This is a genomic window from Kaistella soli (genome assembly GCF_019038595.1).
GTDB classification, from domain to species: Bacteria; Bacteroidota; Bacteroidia; order Flavobacteriales; family Weeksellaceae; genus Kaistella; species Kaistella soli.
In genome coordinates, this window is sequence record NZ_JAHOPF010000005.1 from 295358 (window position 1) to 308748 (window position 13391).

The window sequence follows — 13391 nt, forward strand, 5'->3', positions numbered from 1 at the left end:
TATCACGGCTAAATTAACAAATGTTTTTAGAAAATACAATTAATCACGCAAAACAAAGCGGATGGATGGAAGTTATCTGCGGCTCGATGTTTTCGGGGAAAACTGAGGAACTGATCCGAAGACTTCGGCGTGCGGAAATGGCAGGACAAAATGTGGAAATTTTCAAACCGAAACTGGATACGCGTTATGCGGAAGAGGAAGTGGTTTCCCACAACCAGAATAAAATTCGCAGCACCCCGGTTGAAAGCCCGAACGAAATCCTATTGCTGGGATCTACCTGCGATGTTGTCGGCATAGATGAAGCACAGTTTTTTGACGAAAGCATTGTTGAAGTTGCTAATAAACTGGCAAACAATGGAATCCGTGTTGTAATTGCCGGTCTGGATATGGATTTTATGGGACGCCCTTTCGGACCGATTCCCAATCTGATGGCCACCGCGGAATATGTAACGAAAGTTCACGCGATCTGCAAACGAACCGGAAATCTCGCAAACCATTCTATGAGGATTTCTACCAGCAAAGATCTTGTGGAGCTGGGAGAAACTGAAAGCTATGAAGCGGTCAGCCGTAAAGTTTTTAATGACGAATTTCTGAACAGAAATAACAAATGAACTACACCACCCAACAGCTTGCAGAAATTACAGACTCCCAGTTAATCGGAGATCCAAATCTTTCTGTGAAAAATATTGATTTCGACAGCCGTAATATTTACTCAGCGGCAAATACCGCTTTTATTGCGATTACTACTTCTAAAAATTCAGGTGAAAAATATATTCACTCGGCGGTAGAAAAAGGAGTAAAGATTATTATTGCAGAACATCAGCTCCCGGAAATCAAAGATATCACCTGGATTATCGTTAAAAATTCAGTGAAGTTTCTTCAGAATTTAGCAAAAAATCATCTTGCGCAATTTCATTTAAAAACCATTGGTATTACTGGAAGTAATGGAAAAACAATCGTAAAAGAATGGCTTTACCAAAGTCTTTTCGATGATTTCAATACGGTAAAAAGTCCGAAAAGTTTCAACTCCCAAATCGGTCTTCCGCTTTCACTGTTACAAATTGAAAAAAATCATGAGCTCGGGATTTTTGAAGTCGGAATTTCTAAACCCGGCGAAATGGAAATTCTTGAAGATGTTTTCTCTCCTCAGGTTGGAATTTTAACGCATATCGGATCAGCGCATTCTTCTAATTTTATTAATGAAGAACAGTTAATAGATGAAAAAATTGAGTTATTTAAAAACTCTGAGACTATCATTTTTAATGGTGATAATGATTTGGTTTTTAATAAAATAAATGAAATATATTCAAGTAAAAAATTAATATCATTCGGATTAAAAAACCATAATAACCTTTACATCAAAAACGACTGGACCGATAAAACAACCAGTCTGCAGATTCAGTATTTTGATGAAACATTTTCGCTTCCAGCGCACCAGCGTGATGAGGCTACTTTGAGTAACGCACTCTGTATTATTACGGTGCTTAAAGAATACGGTTTCGGAAATTCAAAAATTATTGATAAAATAAATTCTCTGAAATCGATAGAAATGCGTCTGGAAAGTGTCAACGGTTTGCGGAATAATTTGATCATTAATGATTCCTTTAACCTTGATCTGGATTCTTTGAAAATTGCTTTTCAATTTATCAATGAATACAACAAACCGAAGAAAACATTAATACTTACCGATTTTGTTGAAGGTAAAAATTCTGAACGGCTTTATCATGAGGTCGCAGCACTCACCAATCAACAGAATTTCAGTAAAATATTTCTTGTTGGCGAGGAAATATCCGTTTTTGCAAAACTTTTTTCATCAGAGACTTATACTTTTAATAGCACGATTGAACTCACTGAAAGTCATCAGCTTAACCAGATAGAAAATGAACTCATTTTATTAAAAGGTGCAAGAAAATTTGAGATTGAAAAAGTAAAAAATCATCTGGAATTACAAAAGCACGATACTGTTCTTGAAGTAAACCTGAATGCGATTCTTCACAATATCAATATTCATAAATTCTTGCTGAAGCCTGAAACTAAAATGATGGCAATGGTAAAAGCTTATTCTTACGGCTTAGGAGGTTACGAAATCGCAGAATTTCTGCAGCACCACCATATTGACTATCTTGGAGTTGCGTATGCTGATGAAGGTGTAGATTTAAGAAAAAACGGCATCACGACGCCGATTATGGTAATGAATCCGGAGCAGCACAGTTATAACATTATCATCGATTATAATCTGGAACCTGAGATTTACAGTTTCCGCGTATTGGAACTGTTTAATCAACAACTGGTTCAGAAAGGTATTCAGAAAGACTATCCAATTCATATTAAACTCGAGACCGGAATGCACCGTCTTGGTTTTAAGAAAGATGAACTTGATGAGCTCGCTGAAAAATTGAAGACCATGAATGTAAAGGTGGCATCCATTTTCAGTCACTTATCTTCCTCAGATGTGCCGGATGGAGAAGAATATACTTTAGAGCAAATTGATATTTTCACTAAGAATTCTGAGCAGCTTATTAATGGCCTGAAATACCAGCCTTTGCGGCATATCCTTAATACATCGGGCATTGTAAGCTATTCAAACTTTCAGTTTGATATGGTGAGAATCGGGATTGGAATGGTGGGGATATCAGCAAATCCTGACATCCAAAAACAACTGAAAAATGCAGTAACTTTTAAAACCGTAATTTCACAGATCTCCAAGGTCGAAAAAGGAGAATCAGTAGGTTACAACAGAAAGTACCGTCCTGAGAATGACACTATGATTGCGACAATCCCTGTTGGATATGCTGATGGAATCCCACGGTTAATCGGTAACAAAGTAGGAAATGTAGGTATCCATAAAAAACTTTATCCGATTGTCGGAAACGTCTGTATGGATATGCTGATGGTAGATATCGGTAATGCTGTGGTAAAGGAAGGTGACGAAGTAATAATTTTTAATGCTAATCCAACTTTGGAGGAATTCGCAAATTACTGTAATACAATTCCTTATGAAGTTTTAACATCTATTTCAAGAAGGGTTAAAAGAATTTATATCAAAGATTAAATGAAAAAAATACTCCTGCTTTTTCTTGTTGTTATTCTGAATTTTTCTCTGGAAGCACAGGTGAAAGAAGGACTTTCTATACCTCCTCACGCTAAAATAGGCCTCTCGCTTTCGGGAGGAGGAGCAAAAGGTTTTGCCCACATCGGTGTACTGAAAGTTCTTGATTCCCTCGGGGTGAAAGTCGATTATATTTCCGGAACCAGTATGGGGGCTATTGTAGGCGGTCTTTATGCATCCGGATACTCGGGTAAGGAAATCGAGAAAATAGTGATGGATACGGATTTCTACAACATAATAGCCAATGAAAAGACAAGACAGGAAACCACTTTTTTCAATAAAGCTGTTGATAAATACATTCTCACCGTTCCCGTAAAAGACGGCAAGATTAATGTGCTGCCCAAAGCAATTTCTACGGGACAAAAAAACATTTACCTGCTGAAAGAGCTCTTCAAAAATGTTTCTACCATCAGTGATTTTTCAAAACTTCCCATTCCTTTCATGTGTATTGCAACTAACCTGGAGAGCGGAAAAATCGAAATTTTCGAAAAAGGAGATTTAGTCAGCGCCATTATGGCCAGCTCAGCATTTCCTTCATTAATGGATCCTGTAAAAATTGGTGATTCATTATATATTGACGGTGCGATGACAATAAATTATCCGTCTAAACCGCTTAAAGACAAAGGAATAGATATCGTTATCGGAGTAGATCTAAGCCAGGGACTTGCCGACCGTGGCAAGCTGCAGAGTGCGATTGCCATTTTGAATCAGGTGATCGATTTTGGGATTCAGAAAGAAACAAAAAACCAGTACAAATACACCGATATTAACATTCGTCCTGATTTGACTGGGATGAGCGCTACAAGTTACGATGCTAAAAGAGCCATTTTAGATTCCGGTTATGTCGAAGCTCAGAAATACACTCCAACCCTATCGCTGCTTCCGAAACGCAAAACAGAACTTCTGCGGGCTCCGTTAAATTCAATTTATTCTAATGTTTATAAGATCGATAGTCTAATTCTTGAAAACAACCATATTTTTGGGGAAAATTATGTCCGCGGAAAAATGGGTCTTCGGGTTCCGTCTTTACAGACTTACGGAGGTATCAATAAAATGATCGATAAACTCTACTCTACCCATAACTACACTTTAGTCAATTATGATATTATTCAGAAAGATGACCATAATTTTCTGAAACTTACAGTTACTGAAGACGACACGCGGTTTTTTCTGAAATTTGGGCTTCATTATGATGAAGTTTTCAAAACAGGATTGTTGATCAATACAACAGTTAAAAGACTTTTATTCAGAAATTCTACAATTTCTCTTGATGTTGTTGTAGGTGATAAACCGCGTTACTATTTTAATTATTTTATTGATAACGGATATATCCCCGGATTTGGTGTTTACGCATCCGGAATGACCCTTGATCTTAATGACGTTGATTCCAATGTATACGAAAAATGGAACTGGCTCCGCAATGAAGCATTTATTCAATCGATTTGGCGCGATAAATATGCCATAGGTGCCGGTTTAAGTCATGATTATTTTGAATCGAAAGTCATGGGAGCTCAGACTTATTCCAACGCTATTAACTTCATAAATGCATATGCATTCATCAAAACCGATACGCAGGATGATAAAAGTTTCCCTACAAAAGGTCTACTTCTTAACGCAGAAGGAAAAATTCTGCATTTGTTGAATAAGGATCAGGAAGGAAGAACTTTTCAGGCCAAAATCACCTCTCAGATTAATTTCCCGATATCCGCTTGGCTGACTTACAGACTCGGTTTGTTTGGCGGTTTCACTGTTGGAGAGGATCTTTCCCCTTATTACCATTATAGAATTGGCGGTATTTTTGAGCAGAATTTAGGGAATTTCACCCAGTTTCAGGGCTACGAATTTGGACAGTTAAGCTCGAAGAATATGCTTACCGCATCCAATACTTTTCAGTTTAACCTATACCGAAACTATTTTATTGACGCACATTTCAGTATTGCCAATTTATTTAATGACATAAAAGTGGACGATATTCCGCACATTAACCAATCTTCGGCTGGTTTAACCGCTGGTTACAAATCACCATTCGGACAGATCAAATTTAATTACAGCCGTTCTTTAACACAAAAAAACAATGTTTACAGCGTTATCCTGGGACATTGGTTCTAAATTATGATACAGTTTTTCTTTGAAAATATAGAATCTATTACTATCGGTCAGGAAATCAATACCTGGTTAGAAAACCTTATACTCGCAGAAAATAAAAAACCTGGAGATATAAATTACATCTTTTGCGATGACGATTACCTTCTAAAAGTTAACCGCGATTTCTTACAGCACGATTATTACACCGATGTTATCACCTTCGACTATGTAAAGGGCAAAACAATCGCAGGAGATATTTTCGTATCTTTGCCGCGCATTTCTGAAAATGCTGCTATTTTGTCAAAAGATTTTGATGTTGAATTATACCGTGTTTTAGCCCATGGCATCCTTCATCTTTGCGGTTATAAAGACAAAACTGATGAGGAAATAACAGAAATGCGCAGAAAAGAAGATTTTTATTTGAATATTTTATAGGACCTGATTCCCGTTTTTCTCTTCATATTTTGTACGTAAATTCACAAAATATTTGAGATCACTCGGACCAGAATCAACCCATTAATTCAAAAAGAAATCTGATGTTTCACGTGAAACATCAATTATTAATCAGCATTTATCAATAAGAAATGATCAACGAAATATACGACGTAATAGTTGTTGGTGCAGGTCACGCAGGTTGTGAAGCCGCCGCCGCCGCTGCTAACATGGGCTCAAAAACCCTGCTCGTCACCATGAATATGCAAACGATTGGACAAATGTCCTGTAACCCCGCAATGGGTGGTATTGCAAAGGGACAAATAGTCCGGGAAATAGATGCAATGGGTGGGTATTCAGGAATTATTGCAGATAAATCTGCGATCCAGTTTAAAATGCTTAACCTTTCAAAAGGCCCTGCAATGTGGTCTCCGCGCACACAGAATGACAGGATGCTTTTCGCTGAAGAATGGCGGTTAGCCCTGGAAAATACACCGAATCTGGACTTTTTCCAAGATATGGTTAAAAGCCTGATCATCGAAAACAATAAAGCAGTTGGCGTCGTAACTTCCTTGGGAATCCAAATCAAAGGTAAATCCGTTGTTTTAACCAACGGAACTTTTTTAAACGGTTTAATTCATGTTGGAGACAAGCAGTTAGGTGGCGGAAGAATGGGCGAACCACGCGCTTTTGGGATCACAGAACAGCTGGTTTCTCTAGGTTTCGAAGCCGGTAGAATGAAAACAGGAACTCCTCCACGTGTCGATGGAAGAAGTTTGGATTACTCCAAAATGGAAGAACAGAAAGGCGATGAAAATCCACAGAAATTTTCTTATTCTGATACCCTAAAACTTACCAAACAGATGAGCTGTCATATTGTTTATACAAATGAAACAGTGCACGATATTTTGCGTGAAGGATTTGACAGAAGCCCGATGTTTAACGGAACTATCCAGAGTATCGGTCCAAGATACTGCCCAAGCATTGAAGACAAAATCAACCGCTTTGCAGAAAGAAACCGTCATCAGTTATTCGTAGAGCCGGAAGGATGGAAAACAGTTGAAATCTACGTAAACGGATTCAGTTCTTCGCTTCCTGAAGACATTCAGATCAAGGCGATGAGACATATCCCAGGTTTTGAAAATGTAAAAGTCTTCCGTCCGGGATATGCTATCGAATATGATTACTTCCCTCCTACCCAACTTTACCATACTCTCGAAACAAAGTTGATTGAAAATCTTTATTTCGCGGGACAGATTAACGGTACTACTGGTTATGAAGAAGCAGCAGGACAGGGATTAATTGCTGGTATTAACGCACATAATAAAGTTCACGATCAGGCAGAATTTATCCTGAACCGCGACGAAGCTTATATCGGGGTTTTGATTGATGATCTTATCACAAAAGGAACCGAAGAACCTTACAGAATGTTTACGTCAAGAGCTGAATACAGACTGCTTTTAAGACAGGACAACGCCGATATCCGTCTCACTGAGAAATCTTTCAAGATGGGATTAGCTGACGAAGAAAGACTTAAAAATGTTGAAGAAAAGATCAATAAAAGTAACGAACTTGAAGCATTTCTAAAAGAAACATCTTTAAAACCCGGAATAATCAATCCAATCTTAGAATCGATTGAATCCTCTGCGGTTGATCAGGCTTACCGCGCTTCTCAGATTTTGACAAGGCCTAATATGACCATGAAGAAATTAGAGGATATCGATTTCATTTTAGAGAAAACCGAAAATTATAGTGAAGAAGTAAAAGAACAGGCGGAAATCAATATTAAATACAAAGGATATATTGAAAAGGAAAAAGAAAATGTCGCTAAACTAAATCGCTTGGAGACTATTAAAATCCCGGAGGATTTTGATTATTCAAAGATTGGTTCCCTTTCGTCAGAAGCCAAACAGAAACTGAATAAAGTGCAGCCAAAAACTATAGCTCAAGCCGGAAGAATAAGCGGTGTATCGCCGGCAGATATTAACGTGCTTTTAATTTATTTAGGAAGATAAATACATTTTCCGTTTTGATTAAAAGTAAATGTTTCACGTGAAACATAAATGTAAAAACTTCAGTTATCAATTTTTGGTGCTGAAGTTTTGATTTTAACATCCACTATTATGAAAATTAAAGACCATTTCCTCTCTCAGGAAATATTTGAAATCAGGGAAACTGAAACTAAAGGCGTTTTTAAAACCCACCCCGTCCCTCATCATATTGAAAAGTATTATGAGAGCAAAGAGTATATTTCTCATCATCAGGATTCCGGAACTTTGAAAGAAAAACTATATAAATTTCTTCAGGGTTTTAATTTAAATTTCAAAAGAAATATTCTGGCAAAGGAACTCTATCTGCATGCAAAAGTTCTGGATTACGGATGCGGCGCAGGTGAATTTTTAAAGTTCATCGAAGAAGATTTTACTACCTATGGTTTTGAGCCGAACGAAGCAGCAAGAAATTTCGCTTCACAAAAGGTATCAAAAACAAAAATTCTAAGCGAAATCGACTCTATAGAAAACGGAAGTTTAGATGCCATTACATTATGGCACGTTTTCGAACATATTGAAAACCAGCAATATATGTTGGATAAATTCCATAATAAACTGAAAAACAACGGCTTATTAATAATCGCGGTCCCAAATCCAACTTCTTATGATGCTAAGAAATACAAAGAATACTGGGCAGCGTATGATGTTCCAAGACATATTTATCATTTTACAAAAACTGGAATGATAAATTTAATGAATAATGAAAACTGGGAACTCAAAAAAATTAAACCTCTCCTCCTCGATTCTTTCTATATTTCTATGTTAAGCGAAAAATATAAAAAATCTCCATTATTTTGGATTAAGGGAATGATTTTCGGAGCGATTTCTAATTTTAAAGGGTTAAAAAACAACGAATTTTCAAGTTTGATATATATTATCAAAAAGAAATAGTTTTTCGATTTTTAATAGGTTTATGAGATCCGTTTTTCGCCTGATTTTTCATTTTTTGGTTAAAATTTAAATTTCAACCAAAAAAATTTCCAATAAGGAAATTTTAGAAATATTTGTTATAAGATTTTTCCCCGAAAAATTCTTGACCATAAAAAGAAATTTAATTAGAACTCATCCATTTCGAAATTCGATCATAAAAAAAAGTTTCCAGAATCATCTGGAAACTTTTTCTTTTACATTTAAAACTAAAATAATAGTTCTTATCAGTTATTGATCGCTTTTACTCCGGGAAGTTCCATACCTTCCAAACTTTCAAGCATCGCTCCTCCTCCGGTTGATACATAACTTACTTTATCATCATAACCGAACTGTTTCACAAAAGCAACACTGTCTCCTCCACCTACAAGAGAAAAAGCACCAAGTTTAGTCGCTTCAGCAATGCTGTCTCCTAACGAAACGGTTCCGGAAGAAAAATTCGGCATTTCGAAAACCCCAATCGGGCCGTTCCATAATATCGTCCGCGAATTCATCAGTACATCATGAAACAATGCCTTCGTTTTTGTTCCTGCATCCATTCCCATCCATCCGTCCGGAATTGCATAAATATCCATTTCCTTATGGTCAGCATCATTACTGAATTCATCAGCTATAATAGTATCCACAGGCAAATAGACTTTAACATTCTGACCTTTTGCTTTTTCCAAAATTTCCAGCGCTAAACCAAGCTTATCTTCTTCTAACAGAGAATTTCCGATATGTCCGCCTAAAGCCTTAACAAAAGTGAAAGCCATTCCGCCGCCGATAATTAAATTGTCAATCGCAGGCAAAATATTTTCAATAATAGTAATCTTAGTAGAAACCTTTGAACCTCCAAGAATCGCAGTAACCGGTTTTTCACCGCTTCCCAAAACCTTATCTATAGCATCCAGCTCTTTAGCCATCAGTAAACCGAAAAATTTAGTTGAAGGGAAAAACTGAGCGATTACAGCAGTAGAAGCATGTTCTCTGTGCGCGGTACCAAATGCATCATTAACGTATGAATCAGCATATTTCGCAAGCTTCTCAGCAAAATCTTTATCCCCTGCTTCCTCCTGATCATAGAATCTTAAATTCTCCAGAAGAAGGATTTCGCCTGGCTTAAGGTTTGCAGTCATATTTTTGGCGTCTTCCCCCATACAGTCGTCGCAAAACTTCACCTCTTTTCCTAAAACAGACTCAATCTCAGGAACGATATTCTTCAGAGAAAACTGCTCAGACACCTTTCCTTTCGGTCTTCCAAGATGCGTCATTAAAATCACAGAACCTCCGTCATTCAGTATTTTATCCACCGTAGGTTTCACGGCCTGGATTCTCGTATTATCGGTAACTTTCAGATCGGCACTTTGAGGAACATTAAAATCCACTCTCACCAAAGCCTTTTTATCTTTAAAATTGAAATCGTTAATTGTTTTCATAAAATCCTCTGTTTTTTTGTTTCACAAATTTAAGATTTATTCACCCGATTAAAAATTTAATTTCATTTAAAATTCCACAATCCCCAAAGCCTCATTTTATCTACAATATATTCTTTCTTTAAAAAAAAGAAATGATTAGTGTTGTTGTAGCAGACGGATTTGGGGAGAACTAAAAGTTTTTATTTCGCCACATTTAGTTGCAGTTCAATTCATATTTAATTCACATTGCAACATGCTGATTTTTAACAGAAATTAACTTTTATTAACAATTGTCAGTAACTGTTATGAAAGACATCTATTAGCAACTGCATTATGGAAAACCTATCTTATTCCACCCGAAAACTTTTCCAATAATTTCGCCGGATATCAAAAAACAAAATGCATTATGAATTTAATATGAATAAAAAAAACAAATCTTTTTAGGAGTTATCCACAGGAATTCGGGGTTATCCTCACAAGTAACAGGTATAGTTTTTGGGCATGCCCCTCGCCTTCTGCCTAATCTGCCGCCCGGGTCGTGCTGTCCGCTCATACTCCTCACGCCTTTCCTTTGCCGCCGCGTGTTGCGGGGTAACCGCTTCCATCACTCATGCAGAGTGATTTCCAAAAACAAAAAACGGACCTCTGTCGTAAAGAAATAAGGCGCGTTTAATTATATTTATTTTAATAATCATAAATTTGTATGAATTGAAATTCTGATCTTTAATAAATATCCCATGAAAAAAATAGCAATTGCTTGCGACCATGCAGGTTTCGATTACAAAGAAATCATAAAAAAATATTTGCAAGATAAATATGAAGTAAAAGATTTCGGAACGTTTTCCAAAGATTCTGTGGATTACCCAGACTTTGTTCATCCGTCAGCAACTTCAGTGGAAAAAGGAGAAAGCGATTTCGGGATTCTGATCTGCGGCAGCGGACAGGGTGTAGCTATTACCGCAAACAAACATCAGGATATCCGTTGTGCCCTTTGCTGGATGCCTGAACTGGCTGAACTTGCAAGAAAACACAACAACGCCAATATGATTGCACTTCCGGCGAGATTTATTGCCAGCGAACTGGCAATTGATATTGTTGAAAAATTCCTCAGTACAGATTTTGAAGGAGGAAGACACCAAAACAGAGTGGATAAGATTGCATATTGCTAATCTCCGCTAAAAAATTTAATAAAATTAAATGGCAAAAAAAAGCAAATTTATATCTCATAAAAACAACCACAAACTCCAGGAAATTGGACGTTTGATTTTGGGTTTTATGAACAAACAGTCCAGCAAAATCTACAATTATAAGCAGATAGCTGATGGTATAGACTATAAGAATCCACGCCAGCGCGAATTAGTAATTCAGTCACTCCACAAACTGCTTTCCGATGAAAGAATAAAGGAAGTAGAAAAAGGCAAATACATCATCAATCTTCATATTGAAGGGACTTTAACAGGAATCATCGATTTCAACCAGGCAGGTAATGCCTATGTTAACGTGGACGGAATGGACGGCGACGTATTTATTCATTCCAAAAACGTAAAAGATGCGCTGCAGGGTGATAAAGTACTTATTGTAACCTATCATTTCAAAGGAAGAAAATTAGAAGGTTCTGTTCTTGAAGTGATTGAGAGAAACCGCGACGAGTTTGTAGGAACTTTCCAGCTGATAAAACATAAGGATTTCGGTTTTGTGGTGTGTGACAAAAAAACCATCAATACAGATATCTTCGTACCGAAAGGTAAAATCGGCGGTGCGCAGGACGGTGACAAAGTGGTCGTAAAAATGACCGACTGGAAAGCTGGAGAAAAAAATCCTGAAGGAGAAATCATCAAAGTTCTGGGAGCTCCGGGAGAGCACGAAACGGAAATTCATTCCATTTTAGCAGAGTACGGTCTTCCTTACAGTTTCCCTGAAGAAGTGGAAAAAGAAGCCGATGAAATCGACAGACAGATCCATGAAAGTGAAGTGGCCAAACGACGTGATATGCGGAAAATCTGCACTTTCACGATCGACCCGAAAGACGCAAAAGATTTTGATGATGCACTTTCCATCCAGAAATTAGAAAACGGAAATTGGGAAGTGGGTGTTCATATTGCGGATGTTTCCCATTACGTAGTTCCAGGTACCCTGCTCGATGATGAAGCTTATGACCGCGCCACCTCCGTTTATCTGGTGGACCGCGTAGTTCCGATGCTGCCGGAAGTTTTGAGTAACGACGTGTGTTCTCTCCGACCGAATGAGGATAAATATACTTTTTCTGCGGTGTTTGAAATCAATGATAATTCGGAAGTGCTGAAGGAATGGTTTGGAAGAACAGTAATTCATTCCGACCGAAGATTCAGTTACGAAGAAGCACAGGAAAGGATTGAAACCGGAACCGGTGATCTTGCAGAAGAAATTCTGGTTTTGGACCGTCTGGCGAAAACACTGAGAAAAAGACGTATTGATAATGGTGCTATTACTTTCGACAGAAGCGAAGTTCGTTTTAATCTGGACGAAAACAGCGAGCCGATCGGTGTTTACTTTAAAATAAGCAAAGATTCCAATCATTTAATTGAAGAATTTATGCTTTTGGCTAATAGGAAAGTTTCGGAATTTATTTCCCTTAACAGAAAAGGCGAACCAACCGGAAATACCTTTATTTACCGTATTCACGACGATCCGGATCCTGCTAAATTAGAAGCACTTAGAGAGTTTGTATCCACTTTTGGGTATAAAATGGATTTGGCGAATACCAAAAAAGTGGCTCAATCTTTAAATAAATTATTGAACGATGTAAAAGGAAAGGGTGAAGAAAATATGATTGAAACTCTTGCGATGAGATCGATGAGCAAAGCGGTTTATTCCACGAATCCTATCGGGCATTACGGGCTTGGTTTCGAGTATTATTCTCACTTTACTTCCCCGATTCGACGTTATCCTGATCTTATTGCGCACCGTCTGCTGCAGCATTATCTGGACGGCGGAAAGTCTCCAAACAAAGAAGAAATCGAAGAAAAAAGCAAGCACTGCAGTTCTATGGAGAGACTCGCTGCCGATGCTGAAAGAGATTCCATCAAGTTCATGCAGGTGAAATTCATGGAGAAACATTTGGGTCAGGAGTTCACCGGAGTTATTTCAGGTGTTGCCGATTTCGGTTTCTGGGTGCAGATTCCTGAAAACGGTGCGGAAGGTTTAATTAAGCTTCGTGATTTAATGGACGACTCCTATTCTTACGACGCGAAAAATCATTTAGTTCAGGGCGCAAGAACAGGAAACCAATATCAGCTTGGTGACGAAGTGAAAATTAAAGTAATGAAAGCTAATCTGATACAGAAACAGCTTGATTTCAAAATTATAAACGAATAGTATTGATGTAAAACAAAGTACAGTCAAATAAAAATA

Annotated in this window: 9 protein-coding genes; 8 read left to right on the top strand and 1 reads right to left on the bottom strand. The window is 37.5% G+C overall.

Going from position 1 to position 13391, the window contains the following annotated elements; genetic code table 11:
• Positions 1 to 20: 20 nt before the first annotated feature.
• From KSK37_RS11765 to KSK37_RS11790, 6 genes are all read left to right on the top strand, one after another.
• Positions 21 to 611, top strand: a complete 591-nt coding sequence (locus KSK37_RS11765; protein ID WP_217201718.1) for a thymidine kinase — start codon at positions 21 to 23, stop codon at positions 609 to 611.
• Positions 608 to 3052 (top strand): bifunctional UDP-N-acetylmuramoyl-tripeptide:D-alanyl-D-alanine ligase/alanine racemase, encoded by a 2445-nt coding sequence (locus tag KSK37_RS11770; protein WP_217201720.1) that lies wholly within the window; start codon positions 608 to 610, stop codon positions 3050 to 3052. Before KSK37_RS11765 ends, KSK37_RS11770 begins: the two co-directional genes overlap by 4 nt.
• The gene (locus KSK37_RS11775) at positions 3053 to 5218 is read left to right on the top strand and encodes a patatin-like phospholipase family protein (RefSeq protein WP_217201722.1); all 2166 of its coding nucleotides are present in this window, start codon (positions 3053 to 3055) and stop codon (positions 5216 to 5218) included.
• A gap of 3 nt (positions 5219 to 5221) precedes the next feature.
• Positions 5222 to 5629: an rRNA maturation RNase YbeY gene (gene ybeY / locus KSK37_RS11780; RefSeq protein WP_217201724.1), complete on the top strand. Its 408-nt coding sequence runs from the start codon at positions 5222 to 5224 to the stop codon at positions 5627 to 5629.
• A 149-nt stretch (positions 5630 to 5778) separates the two neighbouring features.
• A complete protein-coding gene (mnmG, locus tag KSK37_RS11785; protein WP_217201726.1) occupies positions 5779 to 7641 on the top strand; it encodes a tRNA uridine-5-carboxymethylaminomethyl(34) synthesis enzyme MnmG in 1863 nt (620 codons plus the stop codon).
• 108 nt (positions 7642 to 7749) lie between these two features.
• The gene (locus KSK37_RS11790; RefSeq protein WP_217201728.1) at positions 7750 to 8568 is read left to right on the top strand and encodes a class I SAM-dependent methyltransferase; all 819 of its coding nucleotides are present in this window, start codon (positions 7750 to 7752) and stop codon (positions 8566 to 8568) included.
• Between the two features lie 263 nt (positions 8569 to 8831).
• Here the strand turns inward: KSK37_RS11790 and KSK37_RS11795 are convergent, their stop codons facing one another.
• Complete coding sequence (locus KSK37_RS11795; protein ID WP_217201729.1) at positions 8832 to 10022, bottom strand: phosphoglycerate kinase; 1191 nt, start codon at positions 10020 to 10022, stop codon at positions 8832 to 8834.
• A gap of 716 nt (positions 10023 to 10738) precedes the next feature.
• Between KSK37_RS11795 and rpiB the strand changes: the two genes are divergently transcribed.
• Together rpiB and rnr are read left to right on the top strand one after the other, a co-directional pair.
• The gene (gene rpiB, locus KSK37_RS11800) at positions 10739 to 11170 is read left to right on the top strand and encodes a ribose 5-phosphate isomerase B (protein ID WP_217201731.1); all 432 of its coding nucleotides are present in this window, start codon (positions 10739 to 10741) and stop codon (positions 11168 to 11170) included.
• 28 nt (positions 11171 to 11198) lie between these two features.
• Complete coding sequence (rnr, locus tag KSK37_RS11805; RefSeq protein ID WP_217201733.1) at positions 11199 to 13355, top strand: ribonuclease R; 2157 nt, start codon at positions 11199 to 11201, stop codon at positions 13353 to 13355.
• Positions 13356 to 13391 lie beyond the last annotated feature (36 nt).